The 20781-nt window shown below is 60.8% G+C and carries 19 protein-coding genes; 10 read left to right on the forward strand and 9 right to left on the reverse strand.

The genetic code is table 11. From position 1 onward, the window contains the following. Positions 1–93: 93 nt before the first annotated feature. From C1N84_RS09440 to C1N84_RS09455, 4 genes are all read right to left on the reverse strand, one after another. Positions 94–1041 (reverse strand): D-ribose ABC transporter substrate-binding protein, encoded by a 948-nt coding sequence (locus tag C1N84_RS09440; RefSeq protein WP_021506046.1) that lies wholly within the window; start codon positions 1039–1041, stop codon positions 94–96. A 74-nt stretch (positions 1042–1115) separates the two neighbouring features. Further along, a complete protein-coding gene (locus tag C1N84_RS09445) occupies positions 1116–2171 on the reverse strand; it encodes an ABC transporter permease (RefSeq protein ID WP_058758647.1) in 1056 nt (351 codons plus the stop codon). Between the two features lie 22 nt (positions 2172–2193). After that, on the reverse strand, positions 2194–3732 hold the full coding sequence (locus tag C1N84_RS09450; RefSeq protein WP_021506048.1) for a sugar ABC transporter ATP-binding protein: 1539 nt from the start codon (positions 3730–3732) through the stop codon (positions 2194–2196). Then, positions 3729–4382: a DUF2291 domain-containing protein gene (locus C1N84_RS09455; protein ID WP_264443560.1), complete on the reverse strand. Its 654-nt coding sequence runs from the start codon at positions 4380–4382 to the stop codon at positions 3729–3731. Before C1N84_RS09455 ends, C1N84_RS09450 begins: the two co-directional genes overlap by 4 nt. Positions 4383–4814: 432 nt before the next feature. Here C1N84_RS09455 and C1N84_RS09460 point away from each other — a divergent pair, with 432 nt between their 5' ends. The 4 genes from C1N84_RS09460 (at position 4815) to C1N84_RS09475 (ending at position 9869) form a co-directional block, all read left to right on the forward strand. Then, positions 4815–6371, forward strand: coding sequence for an FGGY-family carbohydrate kinase (locus tag C1N84_RS09460; RefSeq protein ID WP_264443562.1), 1557 nt, complete (start codon positions 4815–4817; stop codon positions 6369–6371). Positions 6372–6374: 3 nt separating this feature from the next. Next, positions 6375–7904 (forward strand): glycerol-3-phosphate dehydrogenase, encoded by a 1530-nt coding sequence (locus C1N84_RS09465; RefSeq protein ID WP_264441263.1) that lies wholly within the window; start codon positions 6375–6377, stop codon positions 7902–7904. A gap of 10 nt (positions 7905–7914) precedes the next feature. Continuing rightward, complete coding sequence (locus C1N84_RS09470) at positions 7915–8850, forward strand: sugar phosphate isomerase/epimerase family protein (protein ID WP_264247998.1); 936 nt, start codon at positions 7915–7917, stop codon at positions 8848–8850. Between the two features lie 62 nt (positions 8851–8912). Further along, positions 8913–9869, forward strand: coding sequence for a sugar-binding transcriptional regulator (locus tag C1N84_RS09475; RefSeq protein ID WP_059008814.1), 957 nt, complete (start codon positions 8913–8915; stop codon positions 9867–9869). A 6-nt stretch (positions 9870–9875) separates the two neighbouring features. Here C1N84_RS09475 and C1N84_RS09480 read toward each other — a convergent pair whose 3' ends face one another. The 4 genes from C1N84_RS09480 to ampC all read right to left on the reverse strand — a co-directional run bounded on the left by C1N84_RS09480 (position 9876) and on the right by ampC (position 13731). Further along, complete coding sequence (locus tag C1N84_RS09480) at positions 9876–10616, reverse strand: DeoR/GlpR family DNA-binding transcription regulator (RefSeq protein ID WP_058769793.1); 741 nt, start codon at positions 10614–10616, stop codon at positions 9876–9878. Positions 10617–10657: 41 nt separating this feature from the next. Next, entirely contained in the window at positions 10658–11920 is a 1263-nt protein-coding gene (locus C1N84_RS09485) for a DUF1479 domain-containing protein (protein WP_264441264.1), read from the reverse strand. 234 nt (positions 11921–12154) lie between these two features. Next, entirely contained in the window at positions 12155–12604 is a 450-nt protein-coding gene (locus C1N84_RS09490; protein ID WP_021506057.1) for a GNAT family N-acetyltransferase, read from the reverse strand. After that, positions 12601–13731, reverse strand: a complete 1131-nt coding sequence (gene ampC / locus C1N84_RS09495; protein ID WP_264441265.1) for a class C beta-lactamase — start codon at positions 13729–13731, stop codon at positions 12601–12603. The genes C1N84_RS09490 and ampC overlap by 4 nt, the downstream gene beginning before the upstream one ends. A gap of 184 nt (positions 13732–13915) precedes the next feature. Here ampC and C1N84_RS09500 point away from each other — a divergent pair, with 184 nt between their 5' ends. The 5 genes from C1N84_RS09500 (at position 13916) to C1N84_RS09520 (ending at position 19123) form a co-directional block, all read left to right on the forward strand. After that, a complete protein-coding gene (locus tag C1N84_RS09500; protein WP_058769790.1) occupies positions 13916–15670 on the forward strand; it encodes a glycerol-3-phosphate dehydrogenase/oxidase in 1755 nt (584 codons plus the stop codon). Beyond that, positions 15654–16493, forward strand: coding sequence for a class I fructose-bisphosphate aldolase (locus C1N84_RS09505; RefSeq protein WP_058769789.1), 840 nt, complete (start codon positions 15654–15656; stop codon positions 16491–16493). Before C1N84_RS09500 ends, C1N84_RS09505 begins: the two co-directional genes overlap by 17 nt. Positions 16494–16551: 58 nt before the next feature. Next, the gene (locus tag C1N84_RS09510; RefSeq protein WP_058769788.1) at positions 16552–18039 is read left to right on the forward strand and encodes an FGGY-family carbohydrate kinase; all 1488 of its coding nucleotides are present in this window, start codon (positions 16552–16554) and stop codon (positions 18037–18039) included. A gap of 95 nt (positions 18040–18134) precedes the next feature. After that, positions 18135–18617 (forward strand): type II RES/Xre toxin-antitoxin system antitoxin, encoded by a 483-nt coding sequence (locus C1N84_RS09515; protein WP_264441266.1) that lies wholly within the window; start codon positions 18135–18137, stop codon positions 18615–18617. Then, on the forward strand, positions 18617–19123 hold the full coding sequence (locus tag C1N84_RS09520; protein ID WP_058769787.1) for an RES family NAD+ phosphorylase: 507 nt from the start codon (positions 18617–18619) through the stop codon (positions 19121–19123). Before C1N84_RS09515 ends, C1N84_RS09520 begins: the two co-directional genes overlap by 1 nt. A gap of 5 nt (positions 19124–19128) precedes the next feature. On the opposite strand, the gene C1N84_RS09525 is transcribed toward C1N84_RS09520, so the two are convergent. Then, positions 19129–19371, reverse strand: a complete 243-nt coding sequence (locus C1N84_RS09525; protein WP_233210683.1) for a hypothetical protein — start codon at positions 19369–19371, stop codon at positions 19129–19131. Between the two features lie 248 nt (positions 19372–19619). On the opposite strand from C1N84_RS09525, the gene hpxO reads away from it, so the two are divergent. Further along, on the forward strand, positions 19620–20777 hold the full coding sequence (gene hpxO / locus C1N84_RS09530) for an FAD-dependent urate hydroxylase HpxO (RefSeq protein ID WP_058774691.1): 1158 nt from the start codon (positions 19620–19622) through the stop codon (positions 20775–20777). The last annotated feature ends 4 nt before the right edge of the window (positions 20778–20781 follow it).

Below are 20781 nucleotides of genomic sequence, written 5' to 3' on the forward strand. Positions count from 1 at the left end.
GGCTTTGATTACAGCGCGTAAACGTTTCTTTTGCAAATCAGGCGCGCAGCAGGCAACCGATGACGGCCAGAACGCCGCCATCGGTAATCTGACTTACTGCTTCAGGACAAACGGCGAAACGAAATCACCGGCGTTGTCTTTGGTGATCAGGATACAGTCAAACAGCTGCTTCTCCTGTGCTACACCGGTTTTGCCGGTTTTGAGGAAGGTGTCCGCCTGCTCTACCGCCTTCTGCGCAAACTGTGCCACCGGCTGCATCACGGTATAGGCCAGCGTACCGGCTTTAACCGCGTCGACCGCATCCGGTGAACCGTCAAACCCGCCCACTTTGACCTGGCTGAGTTTGCCGGCTTCCTTCAGGGCGGCGATAGCACCCAGCGCCATCTCATCGTTACCGCTGATCACCCCTTTGATGTTCGGATTAGCCTGCAGCAGCGACTGCATTTTATTGAAGCCCTGGGTGCGATCCCAGTTCGCCACTTCCTGGCCGACTTTCTTAAGCGTCGGGTACTGAGACAGCACGGTATCGAAACCGTTGGCGCGCGTGGCGGCGTTGTTATCCGACGGCGGTCCCACCAGCTCGACATAGCTGGCGCTGTCACCCACCTGCTTCACCCACTCCATCGCGCCTACTGCCGCGCCCTGTGCGTTATTCGACACCAGCTGCGCTTTAGCCAGCCCGCTCTGGTTCAGTTCGGCATTGATCACGAACACCGGAATATTGGCGGCGATGGCTTTCTTTACCGAGCCAATCGAGCCGTCGGCGTTAGCCGGATCGAGAATGATCGCCTTCGATTTATTGGTGATCGCCGTATCAATCAGCTGGCTTTCGGTGTTGGTATCCCCTTTGTGCGCGCTGACTTTGGCACTGTAGCCCAGCTTCTCCGCCGCCTTCTGCGCGACCTGGCCCTCAGTCAGCCAGTAAGGGTTGGAGGGATCGTTGACGATGATGGTCATCAGGCCGTTGTTGGCCCAGCTGGGTAAGGCAAAGGTGGAGATGGCCATCGCGGCGGCGGCGATAAACAGACGTTTATTGAACATAGGTGCTCCGTTATTATTAGGGTACAGGTTTGTTTTACGGTTACTCGCGCGCCAGCCGGCCAGCGCGCACAGGGTTAGCGACCGCGCCGGCCGTATTGCAGGGTGTTGAGCAATACCGCCAGCACAATCACGGCGCCAGTGAACACCGTCTGCCAGTAGGCAGAAACGCCGATAATCACCAAGCCATCAGAGAGAAAGCCAATCACGAACGCGCCCAGCAGCGTGCCGCGCACGTTACCGCGTCCTCCGGTCAGCGCCGCACCGCCAATCACTACCGCTGCAATGGCGGTCAGCTCGTAGGTGGTGCCCGCGGTCGGACCGGCGGAGGTCAGCTGCGAAGAGAGCACCAGCCCGGCCATCGCCGCACAGATACCCGACAGCACGTAGACGCTGATTTTGATGCGTTTCACCGGCACGCCGGAAAGATCGGCGGCGCGCTCGTTACCGCCCGAGGCATACAGCCAGCGGCCAAACGCCGAGCGACTCAGCAGGAAGCCGCAGGCCAGCGCCACTGCGCCGAGCACCAGCACGCCGACCGGGATGTTGAACAGGCGGTTAAAACCGAGCCAGTCGAAACCAGTATTGCCCAGCGCTTCGCTGCCGGAGAGTTTGTTGTAGGTCAGACCGTTAGTGATCAGCAGCGCGATACCGCGCGCCACATACATGGTGCCGAGCGTGGCGACAAACGCCGGGACGCGAAAAATCGCAATCAGCACGCCGTTGACTAGTCCCACCAGCGCGCCCAGCACCAGCGTCAGAATTGCCACCGCCCACACTGGCAGATAGAGCACCACGCCCAGCGCTTCAAGGTTGATGCCCTGCATCATAAAGCCGGCCATCACGCCAGCCAGTCCCAGCGTCGAGCCGACTGACAAATCAATTCCGCCGTTGAGGATCACCAGCAGCATGCCGATCGCCGGCAAACCGAAGATGGCCACATGCGATGCCATGGTGAGGAAGTTCGCGCCGGTAAAGTAGTTGGGCGATAGCAGGGAGAAAGTGGCGATAATCACCAGCAGCGCGATAAAGGCACGCCCTTCCAGCAGCAGCCGCGCCAGATTGAGGCGCTTGCCGCTGGCCGGTTTCGCCACCCGCGGTGCGCTATCCAGCGTTTGGGTTCTGTCAGTCATACCGTTTGCTCCGTTTTTCATGTCATGCCACCAGAGACTCGCCCGAAGCGGCCATAATGCGTTCTTTGCTCACGCTGGCGTCGAAGATGGCCGAGATGCGCCCTTTGCTCATCACCACGATGCGGTGCGCGATACTCAGGCACTCGCCCACTTCTGAGGTGGTGTAAACCACCGCCAGCCCTTTGCTGGCATTCTCCGCCAGCAGACGAAACACTTCGGCTTTGGCACCGATATCGATGCCGCGGCTCGGTTCATCCAGCAGAATCACTTTGGGTCGGGTGGCGAGCATTTTGCCGATCACCACCTTTTGCTGATTGCCGCCGGACAGGGAACCGATAGCCGCTTCACCGCCGGCAGTCTTGACCGTCACGTTACGAATGCTGTCACTAATCAGCTGTTTCTCCCGTCGCGTTGACAGCACCAGTCCGCGCACAAACTCGCTGATGCTGGCCAGCGACAGGTTCTCGCCCACCGTCATGGTCTGCACCAGCCCGTCGCGCTGACGATCCTCCGGGACCAGCGCCAGCCCCATTTTGATGCGCTGCGACAGCGACAGCGCGGAGATCTCGGTATCCTGCAGCAGGATGTGCCCGCTGCTCTGCTTCAGCCGTCCGGCGAGACACTCCAGCAGCTCGGTGCGCCCCGCGCCCATCAGGCCATAAATGCAGACAATCTCGCCTGCCTGCACCGTCAGCGACAGCTGATCCACCAGCCGGATGCCGGTTTTGCTTTTCACGGTTAACGCCTGCACCGTCAGCGCGTCACCGCCGAAGGCATAGCCGCCGGGCGGTGAACCGAGGTCGAAGTGCTCTCCCACCATGTTGCGCACGATCCATTCGAGGTCGATCTCGTCGCGCCGGGCATAAGCGGTCATCACGCCGTCACGCAGCACCACAGCGCGATCGGTGATCTCCAGTGCTTCCTCCAGATGGTGTGAGATATACACAATCGCCACGCCCTGACTGGTCAGATCGCGGATGACCTGGAACAGCACCGCCACTTCCGCCGCGCTGAGCGCCGAGGTCGGTTCATCCATGATCAGGATTTGTGAATTCACCGACAGCGCGCGGGCGATCTCCACAATCTGCTGCTGCCCGAGACGCAGGTTCTCCACCGGCGTCAGCGGATCAATCTCCTCCTCCAGCGCCGCCATCAGATGGCGGGTCAGCCGCGCCTCTTCGGCGTAATCCACCCCGCCGGGCCGCATGATTTCGCGCCCCATAAAAATGTTGTCGCGCACGTTCATGTTGGGCGCGAGATTCAGCTCCTGATGAATAATCGAGATACCACAGTCGCGCGCCTCGGTGGCCGAACGGAACACCTTTGCTTCGCCGTTTAACAGAATTTCCCCGGATGTTGGCGTAATCACGCCAGAAAGAATTTTCATCAGCGTCGATTTACCGGCGCCGTTTTCACCAAACAGCGTGGTAACTTCGCCGCGGCGGATTTCAAAATTGACGCCTTTCAGCGCATGGGTGGAGCCATATACTTTGCTGACGTTGCGCGCCTGCAGAATCACTTCTCCTTTCAGCAGCGCCGGATTGACGTTGAACGGTTTCATTGCACCTCCACGCGCACCGGCGTAATCAGCCAGTTGGTCGGACTGAGCAGGCGGAACACGCCGACCACCTGCACGGTTTTGCCCGGCAGCGCGTCGCGGTCCAGTTTCTCCAGCACCGCCGCTTTCATGGCGCGGTTAATCGCCGCCCCGGCGTTCTGGTATTCGATCTGATTAGTAAAATCACCAAACTTAATTTTGCCGCTGGCATCACGCAGATCGGTGCCGGTGATCGCCGGGCCGGTTTGCAACCGCAGCTGCGTGCCCGCCGGCAGACCGGCGACCTGTAACGGGAAAACACCCATTTGCCCCGGCTGCACCACGCCCTGCAGTTTGACCGGCAGCACCGGCAGCGGCGAGCCGACACCGTATCTGGCCACCGCCTGCTGCCGATCGCTGTTCAGTGCGGCCGCCAGCGTGGCGGCATCCACCGCGCGCGCTTCGACATCCTGCTGGATGCCGGGAAAGGTTTTCTGCCCGTAGCTGTCTGCGGAGAAGCCCTGCTGACGCGCGTCGTCTGCCGAACCGATGCGCACCACTTTGGTATCCAGCGCCATGGCAGCCACCAGCGCCACGATCACCACACCGCTGAACGTGTAGCGCCGCCGACGTTTGCGTGCCAGCTGCTGCGTTAAGATTGAGACCTCGGACATAACGTGACCTCTCAGGATGCACAGCGACGATGTTCATCGCCCTGCAATGTTATAAATGTGATAACTTGTGTGATGAGAATTGTGCTGTTGTGACTAAATTGTCAACAGGTGGCGCGCAATTTTTCGCACAGCGCGATCTGGATCGCTTATTTGCCTGCAATCACCCCAAATCCGTTTAAAAACCCCTTTAATACAATCATTAAAAACCTTTCACAGTGTCCAGGTGCATCCGCAATCCCTGCTGATTTTGTGATCGAACTCGCCATCCGGTGTGAAATTTATTCTTTTTTTAGAAAAATAATACATCAGATATGTTATCTCCATGAGAAGTGGTGTAAGACAGTATTTAGCAAAATCATCACAGCTCATTAACAAGGCTGCGGATAAACCAAACAGGGGTTCCCGCACCGGGAGCAGCGAACGGAGGTGTATGTGGAGAGTGGCGATATCATTCTGGGTCTGGATTCCGGCACCTCGGTGGTTAAAGCGGTGGCGTTTGATCTGGAAGGTAACCAGCTGGCGTGCGCGTCGGCGCGCAATCGCTATTACCGCAGCGCAGGCGGTGCCGCCCAGCAGTCAATGACGCAAACCTGGCAGGATGCGGTCAGTGCGATTCACAAGCTCGGCGATCGGGTGGAGAATCTGGCGGCGCGCGTGGTGGCCGTAGCGGTGACCGCCCAGGGCGACGGCAGCTGGCTGGTCGGTGTTGATAATCAGCCGGTGGATGATGCGTGGATCTGGCTGGATGCCCGCGCCGCCGCCACGGTGGAAAAACTCAATCAGCAGCCGCTGGCCGCCGCACGCTTTCAGGCCACCGGTACCGGTCTTAACACCTGCCAGCAGGGTGCGCAGCTGGCGCACATGGACCAGCACTATCCCGAACTGCTGGCGCGCGCCGAAGTGGCGCTGCACTGCAAGGACTGGCTCTATCTCAATCTGACCGGCGTGCGCGCCACCGACCCGTCTGAAGCCAGCTTTACCTTTGGCAACTATCGCCACCAGCGCTACGACGATACGGTGATTGACGCGCTGGGGCTTAACCACCGGCGCCACCTGCTGCCGGAGATTATCGACGGCACGCAAATCACCCATGGCCTGACCGCTGACGCCGCCCGGCAAACCGGCCTGCTGGCTGGCACGCCGGTGTGTCTCGGCTATGTCGATATGGCGATGACCGCGCTCGGTGCCGGGGTGCACACCGGTGAAGCCAATACCGCCTGTTCGATTGTCGGCTCAACCGGCGTGCATCTGCGCAGCGTCACCATTGACGAGGTATGGCTCAACCCGGCGCAAACCGGCTACGTGATCCCGCTGCCGTGGCCAGGTTATGTCACTCAGGTACAAACCAACATGGCCTCCACGCTCAATCTCGACTGGTTGCTGAACGTGGCCAGCGATCTGCTGAGCAGCTTTGGCTGTGAAACCGATCATGCGCGGCTGGTGCAGCAGATCGATCGCTGGCTCAACGACGCGCAGCCAGGCACCCTGCTGTTCCATCCTTACATTTCGCTGGCCGGTGAACGCGGACCGTTCGTCAACGCCGACGCGCGCGCCAGTTTCACCGGCCTCAACTACCAGCACAACTTTGGCGACCTGGTGCGCGGCGTGATTGAAGGCATCGGCATGGCAGCTCGCGACTGTTATCAGGCGATGGGCGCCACGCTGCCGGGAGAAATTCGCCTTACCGGCGGTGCGGTGCGATCGCAGCCGCTCAGACAAATCCTTGCTGCCTGCATCGGCGCGCCGGTGCGCATCAGCCAGCGTGAGGAAGCCGGCGCAGCGGGTGCGGCCATGATGGCGGCGGTGGCGATTGGCGCGTATCCGGACATGGCGCACTGTGTTGAACGCTGGGTGCGCCCGCTGCTGGACGACGCCGAAGCGCCATCGCCTGCGCTGATGCAGCGCTACCAGCAGCTGTTCCCTCAATATCAGCAGATCCGCCGCGATCTTCCTGCCGCCTGGCAGGCATTAAACAGTTTTAAGGAGTAACGCATGAGTGACAACACGTTGGATCTGTTTGTGATCGGCGGTGGCATTAACGGTGCCGGTATCGCGCGCGATGCCGCCGGGCGCGGGCTGTCGGTAATGATGTGTGAAAAAGACGATCTTGCCGCAGGCACCTCCTCGCGCTCCGGTAAACTGGTGCACGGCGGCCTGCGCTATCTGGAGTACTACGAATTCCGCCTGGTGCGCGAGGCGCTGATTGAACGCGAGGTGCTGCTGAACGCGGCGCCGCACATTATCTGGCCGATGCGCTTTGTGCTGCCGCACAGCCCGTCCGATCGTCCGGCGTGGCTGGTGCGGCTGGGGCTGTTCCTGTATGACCACCTTGGCGGACGCAAAAAACTGCCGGGCACGCGCGTGCTCGATCTGGCGCGCGATCCTGAAGGCGCGCCGCTGCTGGACAGCTACCAGAAAGGCTTTGAGTACTCCGATTGCTGGGTGGACGATGCCCGGCTGGTGACGCTCAATGCGCTGGATGCCGCCGAGCGCGGCGCCACTATTTTGCCACGCACCCGCTGCGTGGCAGCGCATCGTCTGCCGGGCAAATGGCAGATTACCCTGCAGGATCAGGCCAGCGGCGCGCAGCGTACGGTGTTCGCCCGCGCGCTGGTGAATGCCGCCGGGCCGTGGGTGCTGGATATCGTCAATCAGGTTAGCCACACGCAAAGCCAGCGCAGCGTGCGGCTGGTGAAAGGCTCGCACCTCATCGTGCCGAAATTCTGGGAGGGCCAGCAGGCCTATCTGGTGCAAAACACCGACAAGCGGGTGATTTTTATCAATCCCTATGAGGGTGATAAAGCGTTAATCGGCACCACCGACATTCCCTGGCAGGGCAAAGCGGAAGATGTCAGTGCGGATGATAGCGAGCAGCAGTATCTGATTGACGTGGTGAATCGCTACTTCAAGGTTAAGCTGCGCGCCAGCGATGTAATTACCCGCTTCTCCGGCGTACGGCCGCTGTTTGACGACGGCAAAGGCAACCCCTCGGCGGTGACGCGGGATTATGTGTTCGACCTCGATAATCAACAGGATGCCCCGCTGCTGCACGTGTTCGGCGGCAAAATTACCACGTTCCGCAAGCTGGCCGAGCATGCGCTGCAACAGCTGGCGCCGTTTTTCCCCAACATGGGCGTGGACTGGACGCGCAGCGCCACGCTGCCGGGCGGCGAGATCGCCCATGCCGATTTTGACAGCTTCCTGGAGGAGATCAAAACGCGCTGGCCGTGGCTGCCGCAGCCGCTGCGTAAGCACTATGCGCGACTGTACGGTGCGCGTATGAGCACGCTGCTGGGCACCGCCGGTTCGCTGAGCGATCTTGGTGAGCATTTTGGCGGCCAGCTGTATGAGGCCGAGGTGCGCTACCTGGTGCAGTACGAATGGGCGCAGCAGCCGGAAGACATTCTCTGGCGTCGCACCAAACATCAGCTGCACCTGAGCGCTGCACAGCGCACCGCGTTCAGCCAGTGGTTCGAACAGACTTTCCACCCTGCCGCGCCGCTGCGCGCCCACGCTGGCTGAGAGGTGCCGCATGCCATTAACGCTTTCGCTGAATACCAATCCGCTGGTGAACCGCTTCGCCGATCCCGGCGATTTAATTCACACCGTGGCGCAGCAGATCCGCATCCGCGATCTGCAGCTGACGCATGAATTTATCAATCCCGGCTGGCCTGCTGCCACGCTCACCCACATGACGCGCCGCATGCAGCAGGCGCTGCGTGACACCGGCGTGCGCGTCACCTCCGGCATGACCGGCCCGTATGGTCGCCTCAACCATTTTGGTCATCCGGATGCGGCGGTACGTCGCTACTACATTGACTGGTTCAAGACCTTTGCCGACATCACCGCGGAACTGGGCGGCGTCGCGGTGGGCTCGCAGTTTGCCATCTTCACCCAGCGGGATTTTAACGATGCAGCGCGGCGTGAAGCGCTGATTGCCATCGCCATTGACTGCTGGGCGGAAGTGGCGGAACACGCCAAAGCGGCCGGTCTGCGTTACCTGTTCTGGGAACCGATGAGCGTCGGGCGCGAATTTGGCGAAACCATTCCCGCCTGTATGGCGCTGCAACAGCGGCTGAGCGCGGCACAGTTTGCCCTGCCGATGTGGATGATGGCGGATATCGATCATGGCGATGTCACCTCTGACGATCCGCGTGACTACGATCCTTACGCGTGGGCTGAAGCGGTGCCGCGCTTTTCGCCCATCATCCATATAAAGCAGAGCATGATGGATAAAGGCGGGCACAGGCCCTTTACATTGCAGTACAATGCCGGCGGTCGCATTCAGCCGCAGCCGCTGCTTGAGGCGCTGGCGCGCGGCGGCGCGCAGGATAACGAGATTTGCCTCGAGCTAAGCTTCAAAGAGCGCGAACCCACCGACAGCAATGTGGTGGCGGAGATTGCCGAAAGCGTGGCGTTCTGGGCCGACCATATTGATACCGGGGTGCAGGATTTGCATCTCGCGTGAGCATGCCGTGCTGAGGGCTTTCGTCAGCCCGCAGCACCCCTCAACCAGACAGGGACAACCCGATGAAATCCGCACCGACTTCCGCTGAACGCGATGACTCTCTGGCCCTGCGGGCGGCCTGGCTGCACTATGTTGGCGGCCTGACGCAGGCTGAAGTAGCCAAACGGCTCGGCCTGCCGTCGGTGAAAACCCATCGGCTGATTGCGCGCATGGTGGCCGAAGGCGCGGTGAAAGTCACCATCGACGGCGCGATTGTCGCCTGCGTGACGCTGGAAGAGCAGTTGCGCAGCCGCTACGGCCTGAACTTTTGTCAGGTGGCACCCGATCTCGGTGAAGAAGGCCTGCCGGTGCGCGCGCTGGGCATGGCCGGTGCCGACTATTTGCGTAATCTGCTGGCCTCCACGCCGGCAATCACGCTGGGTCTCGGCCATGGCCGGACGCTGTCGGCAGCGATTCACCAGCTGGCACGTATCGACGCGCCGCACCTGCGCTTTGTCTCCCTGCTCGGCTGTCTGACGCGCAACTACGCGCTCAATCCGCATGACGTGATGCATCGCATCGCCGAAAAAACCGGTGCGCAGGCCTACATGATGCCGGTACCGTTTTTTGCCAACACCGAAGAGGATCGCGATGTGCTGCTGGCGCAGCGTGGTGTCAGCGAAGTATTTAGCATGGCCGCGCACAGTGAAGTGAAGCTGGTGGGCATTGGCACCGTGGAACCAGCCGCCCAGCTGGTGGAAGCCGGGATGATCGATGCAGCCGAGATCCGCGCCCTGTCGGAAGCCGGTGCGGTGGGCGAACTGCTGGGGCACTTTTTCGCTGCCGACGGGCAGATGATTCACAACTCGCTGACGGCACGCACGCTGTCGGTGCCGCTGGATCTGGCGCAGCGCGCAGAGATCGTGGCGCTGACCGGCGGACCGAGCAAAGTGGCGGCGATCCGCGCGGTGCTGGCCAGCGGACTCGTCACCGGTTTGATCACCGACGAGCTGACCGCGCAGGCGCTACTCAGCGCATGAATCAGGTTAAACCAGACTGAGCTGCAGCGACTGCGCACGCAGCTGCTGCTGCCAGCCTGCGGCGAGTTCCGCGTCGGTGATCACCTGCTTAAACGGCTGTAGCGGCGCCAGCGCATAGGGATGAATCTGACCAAATTTGGAGGAGTCAGTCAGCGCGACGGTGTGGGTAGGCTTTTCCATGATGGCGTTCACCACATCGCAGCGCAGCATGTCGCGGCTGGTGAAACCGGTCGCCTCATCCCAGCCGTCAATGCCAATAAACGCCTTATGGAAGTTGAGGTGCTGAATGCACAGCCGCGTTAACGGCCCGACCACTGACTCACTGCTTTTCTGAAACAGCCCGCCGAGAATAATCACATCGCCGCCCTGCTCACGCAGCAGTCCGGCGATGTAATGGCTGACGGTGATGATGGTGATGTCCTGCCGATGGCTGAGCTCTCGCGCCAGCAGCGCATTGGTGCTGCCGCCTTCAATAAACACCGTTTCACCGGGGTTAACCAGCCCGGCGGCGTACTCCGCCAGGCGTTTTTTCACCGCAAAACGGGTTTGCATGCGCGCGCCTACGTCATCACTTTCCGGTGCCACGGCGGAACCGTGCACGCGGCGCAGAAAGCCACCCTTCTCCAGCAGGTTCAGATCCTGACGCACCGTCACCTCCGAAACGCCGGTGGTTTGCGCCAGTTCATTGACGCTGACGCTGCCGCGCTCGCTGACCAGTTGAATAATGTGCTGATGACGTGCGTTCATAGAGCCTGCTGTAAAAAAGTTTTTGCCCAGCTTAGCAGAAATCACGCTAATCCCAGACTGCGCCGGCCGTTTTCATTCAGATCCTGCGGCGTAAAACGGCCGCGCCAGCTGGCTTCGTAATCCTCTTTGGGGAAATCGCCCGGCGAGACACCGGTCGCCAGCGCCTGCGCCACCTGCTGCGCATAGTCGGCGTTTTTATCGCACATCGGCGCGGCGGGAATGTACATCACGTTGCCCCAGCCCTGCTGATTTTCTACCGGCGCCACCGCATGAATCACGTCGCAGTGCCACCACACCGAATCGCCCGCCTGCAGCGCCGGGATCGAACACAGACCGGCAATTAATTCCGGATGCCAGCGCTCCGATACCGGCAGCACTTTGCCCGGCGCCACGCCGCACAGTTCCTCTTCCGGCACATCCTTCAGTAACGGACGCAGCAGCAGATAAGCCATGGCTTCCGGCACCGGCACCACGTGCAGCAGTCCCTGACCAGGCTGCATGTCGGAGAGCGCGGTCCAGCCCTGGAAGGTGCGGAACACCGAACATTTGGTGGTGGTGCCAGACTGGTACTCCTGCACGGCCGTGCGGTGCGCCGCGTCCCACGGATCGTACTGATCGAACTGGTTAGAAAAGATCTTGCTGAACACCTGCTGATAGGCCGGCAACAGCCAGCGCTCCAGCGCGCCGGAGTCGGTGTGCGCGCCCAGCCCTCTGGAGGTGGTGCCCGGCAGCCGGCGCCGGATGCGATCCGGATAGATGATGCTCACGTCTGGATCAAACCAGCGCGTACCGGCGGATTCGAATTTCCACAGGCGATTGAGGAACGCCTGGGTTTGCGCCATGGCCTCGCTCTGGCGTGCCGACATCTGCGCATCGCTCCAGTAAATGGGGTAGATCTCTGGCCGCGAGGCGTCGAGGTTGCCAAAGAAGTTGTCACCCGGCCCCTGATAGACGCGGTCGAAATCATTGTCGTCGAGGTAGTTAAGCATGTCAGCATCCCACGCCAGCGCCTGCTCGCGGCTGAAGGTTTGCTTCACCACCACGCAGCCGCGGCGGCGGATGTGATTTTTGGTCTGTTCGCTGATGCGGCCGGCGGCCAGATCCACGAAGCTGACCTGCGGCCACGCCGTTCCGTACTGCTTCTCTTCGGCGCGCGCGGCCGCGATTTCACTGACAATCTTACTTCTGACCTGCTCAAACAGGCCTTCGACATCGCCAATCTGTGCTCTGAGCGCCTGCTTCATCAGGCGCACATGCTGTTTAAAATCGTCGGGTTGTTGTTCTGAGGTAAAAGTGGTGTTCATCTCGCACTCCGTCTGTTTACGCTTTAGTTTCATTCGAAACACATTACACATTCATTCATAACATCAAGCGAACAAAAAGACAGCATGCAGGCTGAAAATAGCGAGCATGGTCACAGTTATTAATCTGAGGGGTTTTCGTTTGAAAGGGTTCAGGGAGCGAAACGGTGGGATGAATAACGCAAGCGCGCCTTGATCAGGCACGCGGGGGCCGCCCTCCATGGCAGCCCGGGAAAATTATGGCTGATCGAATAAATGACGGTACTGCACAAAGTCGGTTTGTTGCGCCAGCCGATCGTACAGCGCCCGCGCGTGGCTATTAGACGCCTGCGTCAGCCAGTAAACGCGCGAACAGCCGAGCTTCTCTGCCTGTTCATAGACTGCCAGAATCAGCGCCTTGCCGGCGCCCAGACCGCGCGCGGCTTCGCTGACGTAGAGGTCCTGCAAATAGCAGTAGTCGCCCTGAGTCCAGGTTGAGCGATGGGTAAGGAAATGCACCAGCCCGACCATCGCGCCGTCCTGCTCGGCCACCAGACAGTGCATGGGTTCCGCGCGGGACAGCAAGCGGCGGAAGCTCTCGCCGGTGGTGTTATCGTCAATGGTGGTCTGATAAAAGCGCTGATAGCCCTGCCACAGCGCCAGCCACGGCATGAAATCTTCGGCGCGCAGCGCTCTGATGGTGATCATTCGCCCGTCCCGATGTTGCTGATGATTTTTTCCGCAGCCACCACCCGATCGTCATTCGGGAACCACTTATTTGCCAGCATAATCAGCGCAACCCGCTGCGACGGAATAAAGACCGCATAGGTGGCGAATCCGTTGGTGGAGCCGGTTTTGTTGTACCACGCCTGCTGCGGCGCAGTCTGGGGCGGCGTAATCAGCGTGGCTTTCATGCCCTTCATGATGCGCGCGCCGCTGTTGCCGTCCACCAGCTGCTGCGTGGTGACCGGCAGTGGGTAATACTCCCACATCATCGCCTGAGTGAACGCCGCCTCGGTGTGGTAATAGCCCTGATGCGTGGCGGCTACCGCCTGCTGCCACGCGGGCGCAACCGGCTGCTGCTGCAGCTGGATCGCCAGCCAGCGAATCAGATCGGCAGAGGTGGATTTCAGGCCATAGGATTCCGCATCCAGCGGGCCTGGCGTCACCCGCACCGGACGATCCTGCTTGTTATAGCCCTGCGCGTAACGCCCCATCTGCGATGCAGGCACCTGCACATAGCTGTGCGTCATGCCCATCGCCGGCAGCAGCTGCTTTTCCATCGCGCTGATGAACGGCTGCTGCAGACTTTTGGCCGCAATCATGCCGAGCATACCGATACCGAGGTTGGAATAAACCCGCACCGTGCCCGGCTGTGCCGCTGGCTGCCACTGTTTGTACCAGCGCATCAGCTCGCGGGTATTGGTCACCTCATCCGGTACGAACAGCGGCGTGCCGCTGGTGTGCGTCGCCAGATTGAGCAGCGAGACGCGATCAAAAGCGCTGCCTTTCAGCTCCGGCAGCCACTGGCTGGCGCTGTCGCTGAATTTCAGTTTGTTCTGCTGCGCCGCATAGCTGGCTAAGGTGGCGGTGAACGTTTTACTCAGCGAACCGATTTCAAACAGCGTCTGCTCGTTGATCGGCTGTCCGCTCTCTTTCGATGCCACGCCGTAGTTATAAAATTCGGTTTTGCCGTCGTGCAGAATCGCCACCGCCATACCGGGGATCTGATACTGCTGCATCAGCGGTTTGATGATGCTGTCTGGTGATGTCGTTGCCAGCGCACTGCCGCTGACCAGCAGCGCGAGTGCGCTTAATCGGGCCCATGAAAACATGAAAATTCCTTTTCCTGCAGGTTAACCATGATGTCTGACCGGCAGTATATCGTTACCCCTGCCAGGCTTCCCGACAATTCTCATTGGTAGTGAACAAAATCACATCCTTTATGACCTGATTTGCCGTTTGCTGCGCCCGCTCCTATACCTTTGACAAGTAAGCGTTCATCGCAAGGAGCTGACAATGGAACAGGTTTTGACCCGCGAACAACGGCTTAGCCGCCTGCGCGCGCGCAGTTCGCTGCCGGTGCTGATCGTCGGCGGCGGCATCAACGGCATCAGTACTTTTCGTGAGCTGGCATTACAGGGCATTCCTGCGGTGCTGGTGGAGAAAGGTGACTGGTGCCAGGCGGCCAGCGGCGCGCTGTCGCGCATGATTCACGGCGGCCTGCGCTATCTGGAGACCGGCGAGTTTGGCCTGGTGAAGGAGTCGGTGATGGAGCGCGATCGCCTGCTGAAAAACGCCGCGCACTATGTGTTTCCGCTGCGTACCACCGTACCGATCGATAATCTCGGCGGTGGACTGGTTAACGCCACGCGACGTTTCCTGCGCCTGAGCGATAAGCCCACCCGGCGCGGCGCGCTGCTGATCAAAACCGGTCTGAGCCTGTACGACCTCTACACGCGACAGTATGGCGCTATGCCGCGCCACCAGCTGCGTAACGAAGCCGCCACGCGCGATCGCTGGCCTGGCTTCGCGCCCTGGGTGAAATACAGCGCCAGCTATTACGATGCGTGGATCAGCGCGCCGGAGCGACTCGGGTTTGAGCTGATTGAAGATGCGGAACGCGCCTGCCCGGAGGCGCTGGCGCTCAATTATCTGCGGGTGGTCAGCGCCAGCGACGAGACGGTGCTGCTGGAAGATACGCTGAGCGGTGAGCGCTTTAGCCTGCAGCCGCACGTGCTGGTCAATGCCGGCGGCGCGTGGATCGACCAGCTGAATCAGCAGCTGGCCGTGCATTCACCACCGACCAGACTGATAGGCGGCACCAAAGGATCGCATCTGATCCTCGATCACCCTCAGCTGTTACAGATGCTGGACGGTGAAATGGTCTATTTCGAAAATCAGGAAGGCCGGGTGTGCATCATGTTTCCCTGGTTCGGCAAAGTGCTGGTGGGCTCCACCGATATCCGCGTTGATGACCCCGATAGCGTGGTGTGCGAAGCCGAAGAGCAGGCTTACATTCTTGAGTCGCTGCGCTTTGTGTTTCCTGACATCGTGGTGCCAGCATCCGCGGTGGTTTATACCTTCTGCGGCGTGCGCCCGCTGCCGGCCAGCGAGGCCAAAGTGAATGGTCAGATTTCGCGTAACCATTCGCTGGTGCTGCTGCCGCCAGACCACGCGCGCGCCTGGAGCACGCTATGTCTGGTCGGCGGTAAATGGACTACCTTCCGCCGCTTCGGGGAAGAGGCCGCCGACCGCGTGTTGCGCCTGCTGGGAGAAAAGCGTCGCGTCTCCAGCAGCGACCTGCCGATTGGCGGCGGCCGGGATTTTCCGGCGCCGTCCGCCCAGCCCGCCTGGCTCAGTGCGCTGGCGCAGCAATATGACCTTCCGCTGGCGCGCGTGACGCAACTGGCGAAACGCTACGGCAGCCGGGCCCTGCCGCTGCTGCAGCAGATTCAGCAGCACGGCGAACAGCCGCTGCAGCATCATGCCGGTTACAGCGCCACCGAACTGCGCTATCTGATTGAGCATGAACAGGTGTGCCAGCTGGAAGATGTGCTGGTGCGCCGCACGTCGCTGGCTATCTGCGGTGAATTAACGCCGCCGCTCATGCAGGAAATTTCGCAGCTGCTGGCCGACTCGCTCGGCTGGCAGGACAGCCAGCGCGCTGAACATCTGCAGCACACCGCAATCAGCCTGGCGCAGCGCCATGGGCTGCACGCGCTCGCATCCGCGTTTTCACAGGAGGAAGTTCAGGATGTCACTCACCCCTAAAGTTCGCCTCAACCGGTTATTTCACCACGGCAAGTGCCTGGATGTGGCGATCGATCACGGCATCGCCAACGAGCCCGATTTTCTGCTGGGGCTGGAAGATATTGAAAGCGTGATGCGTAACCTGATTGCCGCACAGCCGGATGCGATCCAGGTCAATTATGGTCAGGCCGATCTGCTGCAGCGCGTTGCCGGACGCAAACCGGCGCTGGTGATGCGCACCGACGTCGGAAATGCCTATAACGCGGCGCGCCACCGCGAGATGTGGGCGGTGCTGCATAATCCGGAGGCACCGATTCTTGCCGCGCTGCAGATGGATGCCGCCGCGGTGGTGGTCAATCTCTACCAGATCCCGGATGAACCGGGCATTTTTCGCATGTGCGTGGAGAACATTGGCCGCCTGCGCCAGGCCTGCGATCGCTATGCCATGCCGCTGATGGTGGAGCCGCTGGTGATGGCCCCCGCCGGCCAGGGCGCGGCGTACGGCTCGCTCGGTGACGTCAGACAAATCGTGCCGCTGGTGCGGCTGGCGCGGGAGCTGGGCGCCGACATCATTAAAGCCGACCCCACGGATAACGTAGAGGATTTCCATCGTGTGGTGGAGGCGGCGCGCTGTCCGACGCTGGTGCGCGGCGGCGGCAAAGGGGAACTGGGCGCGGTGCTGGCGAAAAGCGCCGCGCTGATGGCGCAGGGTGCCAGCGGCATGGTGTATGGCCGCAACGTTTATCAACATGATAATCCGTCACGCGTGGTCAGCGCGCTGATGGCGATTATTCATCAGGGTGTCAGCGGCGCGGATGCGCTGGACATCTACCAGCAGGGTTAAGCGTGACCTGCACCGGCGCTTAAGCGGTGCGCCGTCTTCGCCTGAAACGGAGTCGGATATGAGCCAGATTCTCGGCATCGATGCCGGAAATACCATGATCAAAGCGGTACTGTTTGACCTGAGCGGCCGCGTGCTGTCGGTAGCGGAGTGCGCCGGCGAAACGCATCAGCCGCAGGAAGGCTATGCTGAACGGCCAGTTGAAGATATCTGGCGCGGCGTCAGCAACGCGGTAAGTCGCTGCCTGCAGCAAGCCGGCACGCGCGGCAGCGAAGTGATTGCCGTCGGAGCCGCCGGACACGGCAACGGGTTGTATGCGCTGGATCGTCAGCAGCGCCCGCTGTTTGGCATCCAGTCGATTGATCATCGCGCCAGCGCCACGGTACAGGCGCTGGAATCCAACGGTGCGGCGCAGCAGATTTACGCGCTGTCGTTGCAAAAACCGTGGCCCGCCGCCACGCCGGTGCTGATCAGCTGGATACGTCAGCATCAGCCGGAACGCTGGGCGCAGATCGGCCATCTGCTGTGTGCCAAAGATGTCATCGCCCATTTTCTGTGCGGCAACGTCAGCGCGGACTATTCGGATGCCGCCGGTGCCGGGCTGATTGATTATCGCCAGCGCAGCTACAGTGGTGAATTGCTGGCGTTATATGGCATTGAAGAGGCGCTCGCCCTGCTACCACCGCTGCGTGAATCCTGCGAGGTTACCGGCGTGGTCTCGGCCCGCGCAGCGCAGCTCACCGGTTTACCCGCTGGCATCCCGGTGGTGGCCGGCATGTTTGACGTGGTTGCCAGCGCGGTCGGCTCGGGCGTAGTGAACTGCGGTGAGGCCTCCATTGTCGCCGGTACCTGGAGCATCAATCAGGTGGTGGTCGACAAACCTGATTATCTGCGCCCGGTGTTTATGAATTCGATCATCGAACGCGATCGCTACATGGCGATCGAGGCCAGCGCCACTTCTGCCGCCAATCTTGACTGGTTCCTGCGTGAATTTGATGATGGCCGCGCCGGCCAGGGCGCGGCGCGCAGCAGCGACAGCGTGGCACAGGTCAGGCCTGACGCGCAGCTGCCGCTGTATCACCCTTACCTCTATTCAGGGCGGAAAGCCGAACCCGCCAAAGCCGGCTTTTACGGCCTCGGCGGCTGGCATACGCGCGCTGACATGCTGTTTGCCCTGTTTGAAGGCGTGACCTTTGCCCACCGGGCGCACATTGACCGGCTGCGCGCGGCCGGCATTACGGTCAACCAGGCCACGCTCTCCGGCGGCGCGACGCGCAGCAGTGTCTGGCCGCAAATGTTTGCCGATGTGCTGGGGATGCCGATTCGCGTCGCAACCTGCCACGAAACCGGGGCGCTGGGCGCGGCCCTGTGTGCGGGCGTGGGCGTGGGTCAGTGGCCGAATCTGGCTGCCGCCGTGCAGCAGGCGGTCACCCTTGCGCCGGAGGCGCTGCAGCCCCGCGCGGCGCGCTTCGCGTTCCATGACACACGCTACCGGCTGTTTAAAAAACTTGAGCTGGCGATGAGCGACATCTGGCGCACCGCCAGTTAATGGCGGTGCGGCGTGAACAAACCATGACACCGGCGGGCAAATGCTGTACACTTGATGCATAAAAATGTTCACATGAACATTATCAGGAGGTTGTGATGTCCACCGCATCGACTTTTAATCCCACCAGCGGATCGCGCATCTTTGATCCGTCGCTGATTCAGCACGCCCGCCCCTCTTTTATGGATCAGATGGGGCTGCCGCGTAACCGGCTTAAGGCGCATAAGTTGATCACCGACGGCATGGATGTCGGCATTGTCGAACGCGCCGCCACGATTCTGAAAGCGACGCCGATCGACATCGCGCAAATGGTCTCGATTGACCGCAACACCTACCGGCGCCGCGAGAAGTCCGGATCGCAGCTCTCGGTCGAACAGGGTGCGCGCATCTATCAGGTGTTTGAAGTGCTGGATGCGGTGATCCAGCTGTTCGCTGGCGATCCGGAAGTGGCGATGCACTGGATGTATCAGCCTGCACTGGCGCTCGACAACGCGCAGCCGATTAACATGCTCAGTACGCCCGCCGGCTGCGATGCGGTGCTGACGCTGATTGGCCGCCTGGAGCACGGAGTGATTGTCTGATGACACGACGGAAGGATCCGGCCGCACCCGTCAGGGTGTTCTATCGAATTGTCAAAGCGGAGTACGCCAGCCAGGCGTTTAACGGTGCTGGCGCAGAAAAATGGGGTGGCCGCTGGAATCCGCCCGGGATGAAAGCGGTTTACCTCAGCAGCTCAAAAGCGCTGGCGACGCTGGAACTGGTGGTGCACGCCGGAAAAACGCTGCTGGAGCAAAGCCGCTTTGTGGTGTTTACCGTGGCGGTACCGGAGTCCGACATCATCGCCCTCGACAGCAGTAAGCTGCCAGCCGGCTGGGAAAAATATCAGCAGCAGGAGGAGACGCAGGCCATCGGCGCGGCGTTTCTCGATCCGCACAACGGCTTTCCCCTGCTGATGACGGTACCCAGCATCCTCACCGGCGAAGATAATGCGCTGTTTAACCCCGATCACCCGGCCGCGGCCGCGCTGATTGCCACAGCGACCTCCGCTCCCTTCGCCATCGATCGCCGTATCAAAGACGATCCGTAAACGGTCTAGCGGCACTGGCTGGCACAGTTTTGTACGCAAATCTGCGCCAGCGAGCCACAGCCGCCGCCGTTGTCATTCTTGCACTGCGATTGCTGCACGTAACAGTTCTGCTGACAGGAAGAGACATCACACTTCGCTGCTACCGGCGTGAGCTGCGGCACATCCCCTTTTCTCTCCGGCTGCCACAGTGTTTGCGCCGCTGCGCTCAGGCTGCTCAGCAGCAATAACATCATTATCCACTTCATCATTCAGTCCTCGCAGGATGGATGTAGAGAGTATGAACGCTGGCCGGATGATTGCCAGCGTGAAACCTTTGGTTCACCTTCCGCCTGATGATGCCCTGTTAAGGTGCAGCATCTGCGCCCATTGCTGAAGCAGCGTCTAACCCAGCCAGAATAGAAATCATTATTTTCAATGCTTTAACTCATCATCATCCTGGCCCTGCAAGATGGTACAAAAGTTGCAGGGCTTAGGGTGCACAGTAAAGGAGACGGTAATGAAAGCGATTGTGATTGGAGCGGGCATCGGCGGCATGAGCGCGGCGCTGGCGCTGGAAAAAGCGGGTTTCAGCACCGCAGTGTATGAAGCGGTGAAAGAGATGAAACCGGTCGGCGCGGCCATCTCTATCTGGCCTAACGGCGTGAAGTGCCTCAATGCGCTGGGTCTCAAGGCACAGCTGCGCGCGCTCGGCGGCAATATGGCGTTTATGGCTTACAACGATGGCCACAGCGGCAGCACCCTGACCCGCTTCAGTTTGTCACCGCTGGTGCAGCAGGTCGGCGAGTATCCTTATCCGGTCGCACGCGCAGAGTTACAGGCGCTGCTGATCGACAGCTACGGCCGCGAACGCATCCGCTTTGGCAAACGCGTTGTGCGGGTGGAGCAGCATGCCAGCGGCGTGACCGCCTGGTTTGATGACGGCAGCCAGGCTGAAGGGGATTTTATGGTGGCCGCCGACGGCACCCACTCGGTGATTCGCCATCACGTGCTGGGCGAACACGTCGAGCGCCGCTACGCAGGCTACGTTAACTGGAATGGCCTGGTCACCATCGATGAGAGCATCGCGCCCGCCGATCAGTGGACCACGTTTGTCGGCGAGGGCAAGCGCGTCTCGCTGATGCCGGTGAGCGGTAACCGCTTCTACTTTTTCTTTGATGTCCCGCTGCCGAAAGGGCTGGCGCAGGATCGCGCAACGGTGAAAGACGATCTGCGCGGCTATTTTGCCGGCTGGGCCGAACCGGTCCAGCGGCTGATCGCCAGCATTGACGCACAAACCACCAATCGCGTGGAGATTCATGATATCGAACCCTTCAGCCGCTTTGTCAGAGGGCGTGTGGCGCTGCTGGGGGATGCGGCACACAGCACCACGCCGGATATCGGTCAGGGCGGCTGTGCGGCCATGGAAGATGCGGTGGTACTGGCGCAAACCCTGACCGCCCACTCGCTGGGCATTGAGGACGGGCTGCTGCGCTATGAAGCGCGGCGCGTGGCGCGCACCCGTGATTTGGTGCTGAAAGCGCGCAAGCGTTGTGATGTCACCCACGCCAAAGATGCGGCGGTCACCGCGGAATGGTATGCCGGACTGAAAGAGGAAACCGGCGAGCGCGTGCTGGCCGGCATGTGTGACACCATTGAAGGCGGTCCGCTGGGATAAGCGT

The organism is Pantoea sp. SGAir0418, from assembly GCF_043529865.1.